Origin of the sequence: Krasilnikovia sp. M28-CT-15, from assembly GCF_047159595.1 — a bacterium.
Classification (GTDB): Bacteria; Actinomycetota; Actinomycetes; order Mycobacteriales; family Micromonosporaceae; genus Actinoplanes.
The window spans coordinates 4,158,391-4,175,018 of sequence record NZ_BAAGAK010000001.1 but is presented as its reverse complement, the minus strand read 5'-3'; the positions used below and the strand labels follow the sequence as shown (position 1 = coordinate 4,175,018).

17 protein-coding genes are annotated in these 16,628 nt (G+C 72.9%); 9 read left to right on the top strand and 8 right to left on the bottom strand.

Annotation, left to right across the window (positions count from 1 at the left end; all coding sequences use genetic code 11):
• The first annotated feature begins 225 nt into the window (after nt 1–225).
• From ACMCNO_RS19130 to ACMCNO_RS19120, 3 genes are all read left to right on the top strand, one after another.
• Complete coding sequence (locus tag ACMCNO_RS19130) at nt 226–1,875, top strand: substrate-binding domain-containing protein (protein ID WP_412750811.1); 1,650 nt, start codon at nt 226–228, stop codon at nt 1,873–1,875.
• An 86-nt stretch (nt 1,876–1,961) separates the two neighbouring features.
• Nucleotides 1,962–2,585, top strand: coding sequence for an RNA polymerase sigma factor (locus tag ACMCNO_RS19125; RefSeq protein WP_412750810.1), 624 nt, complete (start codon nt 1,962–1,964; stop codon nt 2,583–2,585).
• Nucleotides 2,560–3,024, top strand: a complete 465-nt coding sequence (locus ACMCNO_RS19120) for a hypothetical protein (protein ID WP_412750809.1) — start codon at nt 2,560–2,562, stop codon at nt 3,022–3,024. Before ACMCNO_RS19125 ends, ACMCNO_RS19120 begins: the two co-directional genes overlap by 26 nt.
• 61 nt (nt 3,025–3,085) lie before the next feature.
• Here the strand turns inward: ACMCNO_RS19120 and ACMCNO_RS19115 are convergent, their stop codons facing one another.
• Nucleotides 3,086–5,743 (bottom strand): CHAT domain-containing protein, encoded by a 2,658-nt coding sequence (locus ACMCNO_RS19115; protein WP_412750808.1) that lies wholly within the window; start codon nt 5,741–5,743, stop codon nt 3,086–3,088.
• Nucleotides 5,744–5,881: 138 nt separating this feature from the next.
• On the opposite strand from ACMCNO_RS19115, the gene ACMCNO_RS19110 reads away from it, so the two are divergent.
• From ACMCNO_RS19110 to ACMCNO_RS19100, 3 genes are all read left to right on the top strand, one after another.
• Entirely contained in the window at nt 5,882–7,210 is a 1,329-nt protein-coding gene (locus tag ACMCNO_RS19110) for a S8 family peptidase (protein WP_412750807.1), read from the top strand.
• A 43-nt stretch (nt 7,211–7,253) separates the two neighbouring features.
• Nucleotides 7,254–7,628 (top strand): hypothetical protein, encoded by a 375-nt coding sequence (locus ACMCNO_RS19105; RefSeq protein WP_412750806.1) that lies wholly within the window; start codon nt 7,254–7,256, stop codon nt 7,626–7,628.
• A 189-nt stretch (nt 7,629–7,817) separates the two neighbouring features.
• Nucleotides 7,818–8,054 (top strand): hypothetical protein, encoded by a 237-nt coding sequence (locus ACMCNO_RS19100; RefSeq protein ID WP_412750805.1) that lies wholly within the window; start codon nt 7,818–7,820, stop codon nt 8,052–8,054.
• A gap of 84 nt (nt 8,055–8,138) precedes the next feature.
• Here ACMCNO_RS19100 and ACMCNO_RS19095 read toward each other — a convergent pair whose 3' ends face one another.
• The 3 genes from ACMCNO_RS19095 to ACMCNO_RS19085 all read right to left on the bottom strand — a co-directional run bounded on the left by ACMCNO_RS19095 (nt 8,139) and on the right by ACMCNO_RS19085 (nt 11,215).
• Nucleotides 8,139–8,720 (bottom strand): hypothetical protein, encoded by a 582-nt coding sequence (locus tag ACMCNO_RS19095; RefSeq protein ID WP_412750804.1) that lies wholly within the window; start codon nt 8,718–8,720, stop codon nt 8,139–8,141.
• Between the two features lie 183 nt (nt 8,721–8,903).
• Complete coding sequence (locus ACMCNO_RS19090; protein WP_412750803.1) at nt 8,904–10,088, bottom strand: PIG-L family deacetylase; 1,185 nt, start codon at nt 10,086–10,088, stop codon at nt 8,904–8,906.
• Between the two features lie 41 nt (nt 10,089–10,129).
• A complete protein-coding gene (locus tag ACMCNO_RS19085; RefSeq protein WP_412750802.1) occupies nt 10,130–11,215 on the bottom strand; it encodes an SGNH/GDSL hydrolase family protein in 1,086 nt (361 codons plus the stop codon).
• A gap of 183 nt (nt 11,216–11,398) precedes the next feature.
• Here ACMCNO_RS19085 and ACMCNO_RS19080 point away from each other — a divergent pair, with 183 nt between their 5' ends.
• Nucleotides 11,399–11,806 carry a VOC family protein gene (locus tag ACMCNO_RS19080; protein ID WP_412750801.1) on the top strand — a complete coding sequence of 136 codons (408 nt, stop codon included), beginning with the start codon at nt 11,399–11,401 and terminating at the stop codon, nt 11,804–11,806.
• Between the two features lie 50 nt (nt 11,807–11,856).
• Nucleotides 11,857–12,501, top strand: coding sequence for a nitroreductase family protein (locus ACMCNO_RS19075; protein WP_412750800.1), 645 nt, complete (start codon nt 11,857–11,859; stop codon nt 12,499–12,501).
• Between the two features lie 19 nt (nt 12,502–12,520).
• On the opposite strand, the gene ACMCNO_RS19070 is transcribed toward ACMCNO_RS19075, so the two are convergent.
• From ACMCNO_RS19070 to ACMCNO_RS19055, 4 genes are read right to left on the bottom strand one after another with little or no spacing between them, the layout of a single operon-like run.
• Nucleotides 12,521–13,327, bottom strand: a complete 807-nt coding sequence (locus ACMCNO_RS19070; RefSeq protein WP_412750799.1) for an energy-coupling factor ABC transporter ATP-binding protein — start codon at nt 13,325–13,327, stop codon at nt 12,521–12,523.
• Nucleotides 13,324–14,085: a cobalt ECF transporter T component CbiQ gene (gene cbiQ, locus ACMCNO_RS19065; RefSeq protein WP_412750798.1), complete on the bottom strand. Its 762-nt coding sequence runs from the start codon at nt 14,083–14,085 to the stop codon at nt 13,324–13,326. The genes ACMCNO_RS19070 and cbiQ overlap by 4 nt, the downstream gene beginning before the upstream one ends.
• Nucleotides 14,085–14,429: a PDGLE domain-containing protein gene (locus ACMCNO_RS19060; protein ID WP_412750797.1), complete on the bottom strand. Its 345-nt coding sequence runs from the start codon at nt 14,427–14,429 to the stop codon at nt 14,085–14,087. The genes cbiQ and ACMCNO_RS19060 overlap by 1 nt, the downstream gene beginning before the upstream one ends.
• Nucleotides 14,426–15,148, bottom strand: a complete 723-nt coding sequence (locus ACMCNO_RS19055) for an energy-coupling factor ABC transporter permease (RefSeq protein WP_412750796.1) — start codon at nt 15,146–15,148, stop codon at nt 14,426–14,428. The genes ACMCNO_RS19060 and ACMCNO_RS19055 overlap by 4 nt, the downstream gene beginning before the upstream one ends.
• A gap of 279 nt (nt 15,149–15,427) precedes the next feature.
• On the opposite strand from ACMCNO_RS19055, the gene urtA reads away from it, so the two are divergent.
• Nucleotides 15,428–16,609, top strand: coding sequence for an urea ABC transporter substrate-binding protein (gene urtA / locus ACMCNO_RS19050; protein WP_412750795.1), 1,182 nt, complete (start codon nt 15,428–15,430; stop codon nt 16,607–16,609).
• Nucleotides 16,610–16,628: the final 19 nt, after the last annotated feature.

Sequence of the window (16,628 nt, the reverse complement as noted above, 5' to 3'; positions counted from 1 at the left end):
CCGCTCGCACAGGGGGGCCAGGACGACGTCGTCCTGGCCCCCTGTGTCGTCCTGCCCCCTGTGTCGTCGTGGCCCCTGTGTCGTCCTGGCCCCCTGTCTGTCTGTTTCCGCGCTCGGGCCGCGCGGGTTCGCGACCGGATGTATCAATGCGCCCGCTCGGCCATCTTGCTCAACGGATGCCCGGCACCCGCCGCGCGCACGCCGTCAGCACCGAGGAGTACACCGATGAACGCAGCGCCCCGCGCCAGGATGCGGTTCCGCGGCCCCCGGCGGTATGCCGCGGTGGCCGTCCTGGTGGTGCTGACCGGGGTGTTCGCGGCGACCCGGGTCGGTCAGGGCGCCTCCGGGTGCGTTGAGCCCCGGCCGGTGTTGCAGGTCGCGGCGGCCCCGGACATCGCCGGTGTGGTCACCGAGGTCAGCCGCCGGCTGACCCGGGTGGCGGGCCGCTCCGGCTGCTTCGCGGTCGCGGTGAGCGCCCGGGACTCGGCCGAGGTGGCGGACGCGGTGACCCGCGCCAGCGCCCGCCCGCCGGACGTGTGGATCCCGGAGTCCACGGTGGTGCTGCGCCGCCTGGGCGCTGACGTCGCGGGCCGGTCCGATCCGGCCCGGTCCGTGGCCACCAGCCCGCTGGTGCTCGCGGTCGCCCCGGATGTCGCGGGCCGGCTGGGCGCTGCCCGGCCATCCCTCGACGACCTGGTCGCCGCGGCGGGTGGGAAGACACCGGTGGCGCTGCGGCTGCCCGGGCGCGGCTCGGCGGCCACCACCGGCGCGGTCCTGACATTGCAGGGCGCGGTCGCGCAGCGCGCCGATGCCCGGGCCGAGCTCACCGGTGTGCTGCGCACCGCCGAGCCGGACGCCGCGCCCGCCGCCCTGACCCCGGCCGCCCTGGCCGCGGGCCACGCGGCGGCGCCGATGACGGAGCAGGCGGTGTGGGCCGCGCGCAGTGTCCTGGTGCCGCTCTACCCCCGCCGGGCCGGATTCGTCTTCGACTACCCGTTCACGGTGCTCACCCTGGACGGCTACCGCCAGCAGATCGCGGGGCTGCTGTTCGACGCGCTGCGCGGCGAGGCGGGCCAGGAACTCGTGCGGGCGGCGGGCTTCCGCGACGTACGGGGTCAGGCGGGCGCGTCGCTGACCGGCTGGGGTACGCCCGGCCCGGTGTCGGCGTCTGCGCCGGACGACGCGGCCCTGCGGGGGGTCGACCGGATGCTGGACACGGTACGGCGCGACGCGCGCCTGCTGGCCGTCCTGGACGTGTCCGGGTCGATGGGGCGCGCGGTCGCGGGCCTGCCCGGCGTCACCCGGATGGACCTGGCGAAGCAGGCCGCGCAGCGGGGTCTCGCGCTGTACCCGGACAGCACCGAGGCCGGACTGTGGATCTTCGCCACCGACCTGACCCGCTCCACCGACTACCGGGAGCTGGTCCCGGTCGCACCGCTGGCCGCTGGCACCGACGGCACCGGCAACCGGTTCCGGCTGGTCGACGCGCTGACCCAGGTGCGTCCCGTCCCCGGCGGCACCGGGCTGTACGACACCACCCTCGCCGCGGTGCGCGCCGTGCGGCAGGGCTGGAACCCGCGCAAGGTCAACGCGGTCGTCCTGATCACCGACGGGGCGAACGACGACCGGCACGGACTGAGCCGTGCCGAGCTGCTGACGGCGTTGCGGGCCGGGCAGCGCACCGGTCGCCCGGTACCCGTGATCACGGTGGCGTTGGGTCCCGACAGCGACGTCCGCGCGCTCGCCAAGATCAGCGCGGCCACCGGCGGCGCCTCGTACGTGGCCCGCGATCCCCGCGATGTGCGCGAGGTCTTCCTGGACGCGCTGGGCCAGCGCGCCTGCCGCCCCCATTGCGCTGCGGCGCCGACCCGCTGACCCGGGATCAAAGCCATGCAACCGGCATACGGGACAATAGGATGTGAAGCCTTGTCGACCGCCCTCGTCAACGAGGAGGTAAGGGCATGGACGACGCGAATCCCATCGGCGCCCTGGTGGCAGCCGCCGGGAGCGGCGACTCCGCCGCCTGGGCGTCCCTGGTGTCCCGGTACACCCCGCTGGTGGCGTCCGTGATCCGCGATCACCGGCTGCGTGGCAGCGACGCCGAGGACGTGGGCCAGACAGTCTGGCTGCGCCTGGTGGAGAACCTCGGCAAACTGCGGGAACCGCAGGCCCTGCCAATGTGGATCATCACCACGACCCGCAACGAATGCCTGCGGCTGATCCGCAACAGCAAGCGCATGCGCCCCTTCGACCCCACCGACGAGCGGGGGGCCGTCGAGGCGACCGACGCGGCCGAGCCGGACCAACGGCTCCTGGAATCGGAACGCCACCGCGCCCTGCTGGCGGCGTTCGCCGAGTTGCCCGAACACCAGCGGGAGCTGATGCTCCTGCTGGTCGCCGACCCGCCGGTCTCGTACGCCGAGATCAGCGAGCGGCTGGGCATCGCGGTCGGAAGTATCGGTCCCACCCGTGCCCGGGCACTGCAACGGCTGCGGGAGAGTTCCTCCATCGCGGGGTTCCGCGACTCGGACGGGTCGCACGACAAGGAAGGTGGTCGACGTGGCGTCGCAAGCTTGGAACGATGACGAGCTGCTGCTGCAGGATCTGGCAACGGCGCTTCGGACGGCACAACCCCTCACCCCGGCGCTGCGCCGGGCCGGTGAGGCGGCGTACGCGTGGCGCACCATCGACGAGGAGCTGGAATTGGCCAGCCTCGTCTTCGACTCCGTGCTGGAGGCCGAGCCCGCGATGGTCCGCGGCCCGGACGTGGAGAACTACCGGACCGTGCTGTTCGAGGGCCGCTCCGTCTCCGTGCAGGTGGAACGCAGCGGCGACGTCGTGGTCGGCCAGGTGATGCCGCCGCAGCCCGGCAAGCTCAGCGTCGAGGGCGCCAACGGCCACACCGCGAGCGTGGACGTCGACGAGCTGGGCTGCTTCAGCCTCGACGAGCTGCCCGCAGAGCCGATCAGACTGCGCTGGGAGGCCGACGCCGCACGCCTGGTCACCGGCTGGATGCGCTTCTAAGCCCAGCATGCAGGCCGGCCCAGCGGTCAGGCGCCAGCCCAGCACGCAGGCAGTCTCGCGTTCAGGCCAGGCCGGCGCCGAGGCAGACGAAGCCTGCCGCCGCGGCCAGCGGCAGGATGCCCTCCGCCCGGGTGTGCTCCTGGGCGGACGCGAGGGCCTCGGCCGGCGACCGGCCCGCCAGCAATCGCGCGTGATACGCCCGCATCAGCGGCGCCGTCTCGCCGTCCGGCACCGGGACCACCGGCGCCACCAGGGTGGACGTGCCCTGACTGAGCAGCGCGGCCGTCAGACCCAGCACCTCCTCACCGGCGACCACATGCGAGCGCCCGGTGTCGCAGGCCGCCAGCACCACCTGATGCGGCGGACTGGGCAGCAGCTCCAGGTCGTACACCGTGTACGGTCCGTCGGCCAGCCGCAGTGCGGAGAACAACGGGTTGTCCGAGCGCAGGTGGCCGTGGGCCGCGACATGCACCAGTCCCGCCCCGCTCATCGCGGCGGACACATGCGTCGCGTCGGCCCGATCCTCGAACAGACGTACCGATCCCGGGTAGAGGCCCGCGACCGCCTCCGCCTCGTCGCGTGCCCCCGGCAGTCCCGGCCCGGCGACCACCACCACCCGCGCGGAGGGCGCGGCCGCCGAGCGGCGCGCCGACCGGTGCCACCGCGCGGCTGACGGCGCGACCGTGACCGGCCGCCCCACACACGAGGGCAGCACCGACCACGGCAGTGACTGCAGTAGCCCGGTCGGCACCACGACCAGCGGGCGGTCCCCGATCACCGGAGCCAACGGGCGCATCAACACCCGGTCGAAGCCGTCGCGGACCTTCTCCAGCACGGCGGCGGCCGCCATCGCGCTGACCCGTGGGGTGCGGGCGTTCGCCATCCGGTGCAGCGCGAACGGCAGATGGCGCAACCCCGCATGGACCTCGGTGAGCGGACCGAGCCGGGTGAGCCGGGCCCGGCCGTCGACCACGGTCACCGCGTGCAGTTCGTCCTCGAGTTCGACGTACTCGACCAGGGCCGCCGGGCCCAGCACGGCCGCCAGCTCATCGATCTCCGGTGGGGAGGCGCCGCCGCAGGTCTCGGGCGCGGCCGCCTTGCGGCAGTGGTCGCGGATCCGACGTTCGGTGGCCACCTGGTGCTGCACCAGGGCGGAGGTGGGGCGTCCCTCCCCGCGGTGCTGCTCGATCTCGGTCATGGTCGCGCGCAGGTCGGCCAGCATCCGGGCCAGCACCGGATCGGCCGGCGGGTGCACGGGGCGCAGCAGGACCGAGACGGCCCGGCCGCGTTCGGTCCACTGGTACACCCCGCGGGCGTTGCCGGCCGCCAGGCAGATGCTCACCCCGAGGCGGGCCAGCGCGCCACGGTGGGCCGACACGTGCGCGCGCAGCTCGGTGGCCCCCATCGTCGCCTGGTGCTCCTCCAGGATGCGCAGCCCGGCGGAGAGCGCCCGCAGCGCGCCGTACGGGCGGCCACCGGCGCGCCGCAGCATCGCCTCGGCCAGCCAGGCGCGGGCGCGGACGTCGGCCGGGCCGGCCGTGCGGGCGCGGCTGGCGAGGCTCAGGTCGCGCCGGGCCAGGCCCGGCTGGCGGCGTTCCAGAGCGAGCCGCCCGGCGATGACCCGGGCCTCGAGCGCGGGCACCTCCCACCCGGCCGCGGCCAGCTCGTCGGCCGAGCGCCGTGCCTGCCCCGAGGTGACCCGCGCCGGGTCGCGGACCATCCGTGCCTGCAGCCGGGCGTGCCGGGCCAGCGCCAGCCACTGATGGCGCCCCTGGCGGCGGAATTCGCGGGCCGCGCGGTTCGCGGCCTCCTCCGCGGTGCGCAGGTCCCCCTCGACCAGGGCCACCGTGGACAGCAGCAGGCGGGCCTCCGGCAGGTGGATCCGCTTCTGCTTCGAGTACGCGTGCACCGCCGCCTCGGCGGTGGCCCGGGCCTCCTCGACCAGCCGTACGGCCAGCAGCACCCGGGCGCGGTCGACCAGCAGCGAGCCGACCTCCAGGCCGAGCCCGCGGTAGCGGTGCTCGGCGCGCTCGAAGAACTCCAGTGCCGCGGGCACCTCACCCTTGCTGGCCTTCAGGCAGCCCAGATTCTGTTCCACGTACGCGCGGGGCAGTTCCAGGCCGTGCCGCTCGCACAGGCCCAGCGCGGTGAGCAGGTCGGTCTCGGCCGCGGCGAACGCGCGCCGTTCCAGGTGCAGCAGGCTGCGGTTGCTCAGCGCCCGGGTCTCCCATTGGGCGTCGCCGAATCGGCGCAGCAGCGGCACCGCGGGCCGCACCGCCTCCAGCGCCTCGTCGACGCGGCCCATCTCCTGCAGGATGGCGGAGCGCTGGACCATGGCCCGGGCGGCGGAGACGCCGCTGAGCTCCCGCAGCGCGCCGTCGATCTCCCGGAACGCGTGCCCGGCGCGCCCGCGCAGGGCCAGCGCCGACGCCAGGCTCATCCGCGCCTCGCCGGCCAGTTGCGCCGACCCGGCCCGCTGGGCGGCCGACAGGGAACCACGCAGCTGGGTCATGGCCTCGTCGAGGTCGCGCAACTGCATGGCGGCGACGCCGTGCGCGCGCCGGGCCACGCTGAGGTCGGCCCAGTCGCCGGTGTGCAGGGCGGCGCGTTCGGCCGCCATCGCCAGCCTGCGGGCGTGGCTGGGCTGCACCGTGGCCAGCCGCATCGCCTCGGCCGAGGGTGCCTCCGCCCGGCTGAGGAGTGCGGGTGCTGCGGTCATCGGCCATCACCGTCCCGCGGAAGCGTTGGGTGAAGGATACGCGCCAGGATCTGTCACAAACAGTACTTATCATGCCAGGTCGCCCATCAGTCAGTAGCCTGGACCGTGCGCCCGGGCGTCCGGTGTACTGAGGGGTTGATGACGTTGACGCAACAACGGCTGGACGAGGTCATAGTGGCTCTGCCGCACCTGGAGACGGTGCTGAGAGCGTTCGACGTCGCCCGCAAATGGGACGACCGGCCGGGTGACTCGCGGCCGCTCTACACCGACCCGGAGGGCGCGGACCGCAGCACGGCCCTCGGCCTGGCCCGCGTCGCGGTCACGGACATGACCGGCCTCGCCACCGCGCTGGAAGGCTGGGCCGACAGCGAGGGCGCGGGCAACGTCTTCAACGGCTTCCCCAAGCCCGGCCCGGACGCCGACCCCCTCGACCGCGTGCTGTGGAACCTGCGGGCCGGATTCGGCGCGCAGTACTGCAACTGGACCCCGACGGTGGGCAAGAACCGGGTGGTCGGCTGGGTGCCCGGCAGGCAGAACCCGGACGGCGGGGACGGCGGGGTCGGCGGGGTCGGCGAGGTCTCGCACGGCGGCGGCAAGCCACCCCGGGCCGTGCAGTCCGTGCCCGCCTGGGCAAACGCCCTGCCCGTACGGCGGCCGACCGGGGTGCAGGTCGGCGTGGTCGACACCAGGATGGTGGCCCACGACAGCCTCAGCGGGTTCTGGGTCGGCCCGGCCGAGATCCGCCGCCCGGTGCACGCCGAGCAGGGCCACGCCACGTTCATCGCCGGCCTGCTGCGCCGCTACGCGCCCGGGGTCACGCTGCAGATGCGCCCGGTGCTCGACAAGGACGCCGCCGCCACCGTGTGGGACGCGGCCCTCGCCATCGTCGAGGCCGGTCAGGCCGGGATCGACGTGCTCAACCTGTCGTTCGTCTGCTACACCGCAGACGCGCACGCCCCGATGGTGCTCACCGCGGCACTGGAGCGGCTCGATCCGGACACGGTCGTCGTCGCCGCGGCCGGCAACCACGGCTACCTGCCCGGCGCCGACCGGCGCAAGGCGGCGTGGCCCGCGGCGTCGCCGGACGTCATCGCGGTCGGCGCGCTCAGCGATCGCAACGACGGGCAGCCGGCCGGCTTCTCCCCGGACGGCCCGTGGATCGACGTGCTGGCGCCGGGGGAGAACCTGGAGAGCACGTTCATGGACGACACCGTGCAGGTGTGGGAGGACCCGGACGGCGCCGGCCCGGCCAAGCCGGAGCGGCGGCCCGAGCGATTCAACGGGTACGCGGTGTGGAGCGGCACGTCCTTCTCCTCGGCCCTGGTCAGCGCAGCGATCGCCGAGCGGACCGTGCCGGGGCGCGTGCCCGCCCGCAAGGCGTGGGAGGACCTCCTGGACGGGGCTCGGAACACGGCCGCGGGTCACGCCCGGCAGGCACCCGTGCCCCTGACACTCCCGCGGGACTGACCGCGGGCTCCGAGACCGGCACGGGTGACGGAAGGGGCGCGGGGTGGAAGCGGCCGAGGGTGGAAAGATCTTCCGGGAAGCGTGGATCGAGGGCGTCCAGAACTACTTCCAAGGTGAACCGAGAAGCGCCGACCTCGCGCCGTGGGAGGAACTGGAGGAGTGGCAGCAGGCCAGCTCCGCCTCGGTTTTCCAGGCGATCCGGGAGTTCGTCCTCGCCAGCGGCGGCGGCACCGCGAAGCTCAGTCGCGCCCAGCGCGGCCGGTTCGTGGCGCTGTGCTGGATCGCGCAGATCCACCGCCATTTCGCGGCGCCCCGGCCGAGCTACCTCGCCGACTGGGAGGAACTGCCGACCTGGCAGCAGGAGACGGACGCCGATATCTTCGACCTGATCGAGCAGGAGGTGCTGGCGTCGGCGTGACGCCGGACACGGCGGCGGGAATGCGGCAAACGACGTACCAGGGGCACCCCGGATGATCGTCCGATATCTGCCGCTTCCTGGGGGGTAAGGATAGGGGTTTCTACGGATGTGAGGGCCCTTGGGACAGGCGCACGCTGTATCTGTCAGCCCACCATCCATCGGAACAGTTCCCCGAGGAACGTGATCACGATGAGTCTCACCGACCAGGCCGCCGCCCTCTTCGCCAGCCGTCTGCAGCCGTCCGAGCACCCCGGTTCCGCCGGTGTGGCCGCGGCGATCCGCTCCAGCCTGCGCACCAACGGCGGAGCACCGGGCTGCGCCGCCGTCGTGGCCGTCGAGTACGGCGAGCACCCCGAGACCGCCGCCGCACGGATGCGGTGGGCGCTGCACACTGTCACCACCGCCCCGGTCGCCGTGGCCGCCTGACACCCCGGCGACCCGCCCGGCGCCGTAGGCGCGGCGGAATTCGCGGCCGAGGCGGGCCGGAAGGCCCGCACCGGGCCGGACGGCTCAGGCGACCAGCATCGCCGTACTGAACGGCTCCGTGCGGGCCCGCAGGTCGGCGTAGGTCGCCACGATGAGCGGGGTCACGACCATGCCGGCGACCAGCGACGCCAGCTGGCTCAGCACCGTCGAGATCACCGAACCCGCGATCAGCGCCCCGGTGCTCGTCCCCGAACTTGGTGCCCCCAACAGCATCCCGACCACCGCGCTCAGCACCCCGGCGGGCACGGCGAGCCCCATGGTGAGCAGCGCGACGGTGACGATCCGGCCGACGGCCACCCCCAGGTCGGTTTGGAAGAGGCGGAAGCATCGCGCGACGCCACCGCCCGGCTCGAACAGCACCACCGCCGGAAGCAGGACGAACACGGCTCCGACGTAGAGGATCGGCACGAAACACGCCAGCAGCGCCCCGACGGAGATCAGGCCGGCGACCAGCGACCAGCCGATCAGGGCCGGTACCCGCGGCAGCACGCTGCGGATCGTGCTGCCCAGCCGGGCCTCGCCGCCGGTGGCCACAGTCACCACCAGCCGCGCGGTCACCAGTGCTCCCACGGACGTGATCAGATACGCCCCGAACAGGCCCAGCATCGAGATGCCGATCGTGAGGAACGTCCGCCCGAAGTCGGGTTCGCGGAAGCGGCCGGGACCGTCGACGAGGTCGTGGGTCGTCAGGCCGCCCGCAGCCGCCGGACACGCCGGAACGGCCCTAGCCGCAGGTCCGGGCGGGCGCCACGGCCTGGCCGAACAGCGCCCGGCGATCGACGGTGGGCGTCACGGCCCCCCGGGCTCGCCGGGCGGCGCCGTCACTGCCGGTGTCGGCGGATCCTCGGACACACCGGGGGTCGGCGGCTCATCAGACACACCCGGGGTCGGCGGCTCATCGGATGGAACCGGGGTCGGCGGGCCATCGGATGGAACCGGGGTCGCCGGGCCGTCGGACGGCGCCGGGATCGGCGGGCCGGACGGAGCCGGGGGTGGGGCCAGCGGGTCGGGCTGGGCCGGACTCGTCGTCCGGTACTGCCGCAGGAACCGCGACCAGTACGGCCCCTTCCGGCACGCCTTCGCGGTCCGGCAGACGTGCGGATCGTGCGGTGCGTACGCGAAGAACACCGCCATCTTCGCCCGGGCCGCGGCCAGGGACAGGTTCGCGGGCTGGCGGGCGGCGGGATAGCCGCGGTAGCCGTACAGCCGGTGCGTAGTGGTGTAGCCGAGGTGCGCGGCATGCGTCACGTACCCGGCGGTGACATGGTCGGCGTGGTCACCCTGGCCGTACCCGGCGGAGTAGTCGAGGGTGCGGACCACATCCGGGCGCCAGGTGCGCATCGCGGCGCCCACGGTCTGCACCAGCCCGTCCCTGGTGTACGCGGTTCCGGAGTCGATGCTGTGCACGGCCGGGATGGTGCCCTTCCAGAGGGCCGCCATCGTCTCCCAGTCGTGGTTGGCGTACCCGTGGCCGTCGGGCAGTCGCAGGAACAGCAGAAAGACCTTGCGCCCGGCAAGGCCGACCTGGGTGATGCGATGACCGGCCAAGGTGACGGTCCTGCTGTTCCACCGGTTGCGGACCCCGGCCATGGCGGCGTACGCCGCCTTGGCGCCGGCTTCACGCCCGCGCCAGTACGCGACCGGCTTACCGGCGTCGCCCGCGGTCAGGAAGAGGGTCACGATGCAGCGTCCGGCCCTGATGTCGGTTCGCAGGTCCGGATTGATGAACAGGATGTCGTCGTCCTCGTGCGCGACCACCTGCATCGAGGTGCCCCGGCACGCCGAGCGGGGCGCGGACCCGGCCCGCGCCGCCGGATCCTGCGATGTCGCGGCAGTGACCGGCCGGCCCCCGTCCGGTGCGGCGGTCGCGGGGACGCCCGCGAGAGCCGCATTCACCGCGAGGACGGCGACGGCCAGCAGGGACAGCCGGGCGCGCGGCACGCGACGGACCGTGACGCGGGAACGGGACGGCATGGGGGCTCCTGACGGACGGGGGGCGGCTGGACGCGGTGCGCTCAGTAGGCGACCCACCGGGTGACGCGCCGGGTTCTGGTCACGTACGTCGCCGCGACGTGCACCTTGATCCGCTTGATCACGTACGTGCCGTCGGCCCTCTTCACCCGGGTCACCAGGTATGCATCGTGAGCGGGCACGTCGACGGCCCGGTACTTCTCGACGACCGTGCGGCGCACCTGCCAGACCTGTCGCGTGCGGGTCACACCGTCCACGGTGGAGGTCACCGGGCGCAGGTAGGTCCAGGCGCAGTCGATGCGGTTGCGCTTCCCCCCGCCCGGGATCGGCACTTTGGTCAGCAGACACCGGTGCGCCGTGGTGGCCCGGTACGGGTCCGTCCCCCTGGGCCACACCGGCGCGGTCGCGCCGTAGACCTTCCGCAGTGCCAGGTACCAGTTGAACGCCATCTTGGCGTAGCCGAAGTCGTGCGGGTGCACGCTGTCGCGCAGGTCGATGCCGTCGATGGAGGACTGGTCCACCAGATGCACCCGGGGCCCCTTGCCTGCCACCAGCCGCGGGATGGCGGCGTTGAAGGCGGTGATGCGCGCCTGGTAGCCCGGGACGGTGGCGGACGGGATCTTGGCGACGAAGATCTGCGCGGCCGGGCGGGCGGCCCGGATCTGGTCGATCAGCGCCGACAGGCGCGCCGGAGCCCCGGCCACGTCGACCCTGCGCGCCATGTCGTTGGTGCCGATCTGCAGCAGCACGACGTCCGGACGTTCGGCGGCCAGCCATCGGCCGGCCCGGGCGGCGATCTGTTGGATGGTCCAGCCCGGATGCCCCTCGTTCTCGCGATCCGGGCCGCTGCCGGCGGCCTGGGACCCGACGAAGTCCACGCCCAGGTGCGCCGCCACCAGGCGCCGCCGCAGTTGTTCGCGGTATCCGTCGACGGTCAGCGACCCGATGCCGTAGGTGATGGAGTCGCCCAACGGCATGATCCGCAGTGGCTTCGCCGCGGCGCCGCCCAGCCGGGCGCCGGCCGCAGGCGCCGCCGCCGAGGTGGCCGGTAGCGCGCCAAGAGCGGCCAACAGGCCCGCGGCCAGCGAGCCGACCAGCACCACTCGTCGCAGCGGCGATCGTCGCGCCATGTCGCATCCGTTCCGTCGGTTCGGGCGACGCTGCCGCTCCGGCGGGCGATCAGCGTCCGTTCCCCGTCACGATCGGCAGGGGGAGGGGCGCGCCAAGGAGGCCACCGGGCCACCGGGTTGCCGGCCGGTTGCCGTCCGGTCGCGGCCCGCGGCACGAACCGGACAGGTGTAGCGTTCGGCGACGTGACGCCTCCGGTTCCCGGTGCGCTGCACCACGTCGAGTTGTGGGTTCCCGACCTCGAGCGCGCGGTCGCCGGCTGGGGCTGGCTGCTGGCGGCGCTGGGGTATGCGGAGTTTCAGAGCTGGCCCGCCGGGCGCAGCTGGCGCCTCGGGGACACCTACCTGGTGGTCGAGCAGTCTCCCGACCTGGTGCCCGGTGGGCACGAGCGGCGCCGGGCCGGGCTCAACCATCTGGCCTTCCATGTCGAGGACGCCCGCCGGGTCGAGGCGTTGGCGGCGGAGGCCACCGGGCACGGCTGGCGGTTGCTGTTCCCCGATCGCCACCCGTACGCGGGCGGCGCGCGGCACTACGCCGCCTATCTGGAGGACGCGGACGGATTCGAGGTCGAACTGGTGGCCATCGCCGGGTGAGTGCGCGGGCCGCGCGCCTCCGGCCCCCGCGCCGGTGCCATGATCAGGTCATGACACTGCCCCTGAGCCCGGACGAGTTGCTCACCACCACCCGGACCGTGCGCAAGCGGCTCGACCTGTCCCGCCCGGTGCCGCTGCAGCTGATCCGCGAGTGCGTCGAGATCGCGTTGCAGGCGCCGTCCGGCTCCAACGAGCAGTCCTGGCACTTCATGGTCGTGACCGACGCGGACAAGCGCGCCGCCGTCGGCGAGGTCTACCGCCAGCAGGTCGCCCGGTACGCCGAGTCGACCCGGTTCGCGGGCCGGATGTTCGCCGACCGGCCGGAGCGCTCCCGGGTGCAGCAGCGCGTCGGCGACAGCGTGCTGTGGCTCGGCGAGCACATGGGCCGGGTGCCCGTGCTCGTCATCCCCTGCCTGCGTACCGGAAAGCCGGTGCCGGAGGGCAACCAGGCCGGGTTGTGGGGGTCGCTGCTCCCCGCGGCCTGGAGCTACTGCCTGGCCGCCCGGGCCCGCGGGCTCGCCACCGCGTGGACCACGCTGCACCTCGGGCGGGAGGCCGAGGTGGCACGGATCCTCGGCATCCCCGACGGTGTCCACCAGGGTGCGCTGCTACCGACCGCGTATTTCACCGGCACGACGTTCCGGCCCGCCGCCCGCGAGCCCGTCGACTCCGTGTGGCACGAGAACACCTGGTGACGGCCGCCCGGGGCCGGCCTTACGGCACCCGGGCGCGGGGGATCCGGTCGGTGCGCACGGGCGGGGTGCGGCGCTGTGCGGCGGCCACCGCCGGGTCGAACCCGAACGGCAGCTCCAGCCGGTGCCGGTGCAGCAGTTCCGGATCGGTCAGCAGATCCTCGGTCGCCCCGTCGGCGGCGATCCGGCCACTGTCGAGGACGACGGAGCGCTCGCACAGTTGCAGGGCGTACGGGAGGTCGTGGGTCACCATGAGGATGGTGATCGGCAGGCTGTCGAGGATCTCGGCCAGCTCGCGGCGGCTGGCCGGATCCAGGTTGGACGATGGCTCGTCGAGGACCAGCACGTCGGGCCGCATGGCCAGCACGGTCGCCACGGCGACCCGGCGGCGCTGCCCGAAGGACAGGTGGTGCGGGGCCCGGTCGCGGTAGTCGGCCATGCCCACCGCCGTCAGCGCCTGCTCGACGCGGTCGGTCAGCTCCTCGCCCTGGATCCCGAGGTTGATCGGCCCGAACGCGACGTCCTCGGCGACCGTGGGCATGAACAGCTGATCGTCCGGGTCCTGGAAGACGATGCCGACCCGGCGCCGGATGTCGGCCAGCCGGGCGCGGTCCGCCGGGTCCACCGGCAGGCCGGTGACCGTCACCGTGCCCGCCCCGCCGTGCAGAATGCCGTTGAGGTGCAGCACGAGGGTGGTCTTGCCGGCGCCGTTGGGGCCGAGCAGGGCGACCCGCTCGCCCGGCGCGACGGTGAGGTCGACGCCGCGCAGCGCCACGCTGCCGTCGGGGTACGTGAAGTGCAGTCCGGCGATCCGCAGCGAGGCCGTCACGACAGCACCGCCGTCACGGCGATGCCGGTCGACGCGGCCGGGAGCAGCGCGGCGGCGACCCAGTGGGCCCGGGGCGCGCGGCCGTCGCCGAGCCGGGGCAGGCGGCCGGTGTAGCCGCGGGACACCATGGCGAGGTAGACCCGCTCGCCCCGCTCGTACGCCCGCAGGAACAGCGAACCGACCCCGACCGCGAACGCCTTGACCTGCCAGAGGAAGCGCGGATCGTAGCCGCGCGACAGCCGGGCGATCCGCATCCGGCGGGCGTCCTCGGCCAGCACGTCCAGGTAGCGCAGCATGAACGTGGCGATGAGCGTGAAGACCTCGGGGCAGCGCAGCCGGTCCAGCCCGAGGATCAGGTCGCGCATCGTGGTGGTCGCGGCCAGCAGCAGCGAGGCCAGGACGCCGAGGGTGCCCTTGGCGACGATGTTCCAGGCTCCGTACAGTCCGTCGATCGACAGCGACATCCCCAGCCAGTGGATGCGTTCACCGTGTCCGGCGAACGGCAGGGCGACCGCCAGCAGCATGAACGGCAGCTCGATCGTCGAGCGTTTCAGCAGCCACGGCGCCGGGACCCGGGCCAGGACGGCCACGGCGGCCAGCAGGACGGCGTACCCGGCGAACGCGGCGAACTCCTCGCGCGGGGTCACCACCACGACGATGGTGAACGCCAGCACCGCCACGATCTTGGCCTCGGGTGCCAGCCGGTGCACCGGGCTGTCCCGGTGCAGGTGCAGCGGGTGGGCGTGGCCCGCGCCCATCAGGCCGCCTGCCGGCGGCGCCGGGCGACCCAGAACAGGCTGCCACCGAGGGCGAAGGTGATCAGGACCCCGGCCACCCCGGACAGCCCGGTGGACAGGTACGTGTTGCCGATGCCGCGGATGCTGTAGTCGGCCAGCGGGCTGTCGGCCATCTGGTGCGCCTGCTCCCGCTGGGCCATGCAGGTGCCGCCGGTGATGTCTCCGTTGGCGTCGACGGTGCAGCCCTGCCGGGCGGTGGCGTCCAGGCCGTCGGGGCTGGACGAGGCGAAGCTGCTGACCACTCCGGCCAGCAGCAGCGCGACCAGCAGGCCGCCGACGAGGAACCAGCCGAGTCGCTTGCTCACGGGGTGGCCGCCTTCCGGGTGTCTGCTTCGGGCTCGGTCACCGGCACGGCGGGGGCGCGGAAGCGGCGCAGTGCGTACACCAGGTCGGGACGGATCCGGGCGACCGTGGCGACCGTGGTGGCGGCGATCAGGCCCTCGCCGATGCCGATGAGGACGTGTGTGCTGGCCATGGCGCCCGAGATCAAGGGCAGGGACAGGTGGGTGGTGCCGCCGAGCGCGTACTCGAGCACGAAGCCCTGGGAGGCGGCCACGACGCTGACGACCGAGGCGATCAGGGCGGTGGCGGCGAGGCCGGCCGGGGTCTTCGGCAGCACCTTCAGCAGGGCCACGACGAGCAGATAGCCGGCGGCCGTACCGATCAGGGCCATGTTCGTGATGTTCAGCCCGAGCGCGGTCAGCCCGCCGTCGGCGAACAGCAGGCACTGCACGATGAGCACGGTCGACACGCACAGCGCGCCCACCCACGGCCCGACCAGGATGACGGCGAGGGTGCCGCCGAGCAGGTGCCCGGAGACCCCGGGCAGGACCTGGAAGTTGAGCATCTGCACCGCGAAGATGAACGCCGCGACCAGCCCGGCCATCGGCGCGAGCCGCTCGTCCAGGTCTGCGCGCGAGCGCCGGACGCAGAATGCGAGCGCCACCACCGCGAAGACCGCGAAGGCCGCAGACACCGGGCCGTCGACGATCCCGTTGGCGATGTGCATCGCCCGCACGTCCATGCTGCCTCCCGGGCAGATCGGGTGGAGAAGCCTCCGGCGGGCTCAGCATATTAGGCGATCTTCGCTGTTGCAAAAGTTTGGCAATTGGCGGCGAGGCGGCATACCCGGGAGGCGAAGTCACACTCTGCGTGAGCGCCCGGTGAGGTTTGCGTAACGTGTCGGACATCACCACGGTCGGATCGTGAAATCGCGGCGTCCTAGCTTTCCGGGTACCCCCGGTTACTGGCTGAGAGGACGCCCTGCATGTTCAGAGTTCTCGGTCGATGGTGGACCGTCGCCATGGCATTGACCGTCACCGTCGTCGTCGCAGGTTGCGCGGACGATCCGGCGGCGAGTGATGCGAATTCGAATACGATCAAGGTCGGCGTTCTGCACTCACTCAGCGGCACGATGGCCATCAGTGAGGTCACCGTCCGCGACGCCGAACTGCTGGCCATCGAGGAGATCAACAACTCCGGCGGCGTGCTGGGGAAGAAGATCGAACCCGTCGTCGAGGACGGCGCCTCCGACTGGCCCACGTTCGCCGAGAAGGCGCAGAAGCTCATCTCCCAGGACAAGGTCGCCACGGTCTTCGGCGGCTGGACCTCGGCCAGCCGCAAGGCCATGCTGCCGGTCTTCGAACGCAACAAGGCCCTGCTCTGGTACCCGGTGCAGTACGAGGGGCTGGAGAGCTCGCCGTACATCTTCTACACCGGGGCGACCACCAACCAGCAGATCGTGCCCGGCCTGGACTACCTCAAGCAGCAGGGCAAGAAGCGGATCTTCCTGGTCGGCAGCGACTACGTCTTCCCGCGCACCGCCAACAAGATCATCAAAGCGTACGCGGCCGCGAACGGGATGCAGATCCTCGGCGAGGAGTACACGCCGCTCGGGCACACCGAATACTCCACCGTGGTCAACAAGCTCCAGCAGGCCAAGCCGGACGCGGTGTTCAACACCCTCAACGGCGACAGCAACGTGGCCTTCTTCAAGCAGCTGCGCAGCGCCGGGATCACCGCCGCGACCATGCCCACCGTCTCGGTCAGCGTGGCCGAGGAGGAGGTCGTCGGCATCGGCCCGGACAACGTCGCCGGTCACCTCGTCGCCTGGAACTACTACCAGACCACCGCGGGCCCGGCCAACGACAAGTTCGTCAAGGCGTTCAAGGCCAAGTACGGCGCCACGAAGGTCACCTCGGACCCGATGGAGGCCGGATACAACGCGGTGTACCTGTGGGCCGCGGCCGTCAAGAAGGCCGGCAAGACCGACGTCGAGGCGGTCAAGAAGGCCGCTGGCGGCATCGTCATCGACGCACCCGAGGGCAAGGTCACCGTGGACGGCGAGAACCAGCACGTCTACAAGACCGCACGCATCGGCCTGATCCAGCCCGACGGGCAGATCAAGGAGGTGTGGAACTCCGGCGCGCCGATCAAACCGGACCCGTACCTCAAGGGCTACAGCTGGGCCACGGGACTGGCCTGACGGCGGGAAGGCGTCCGAC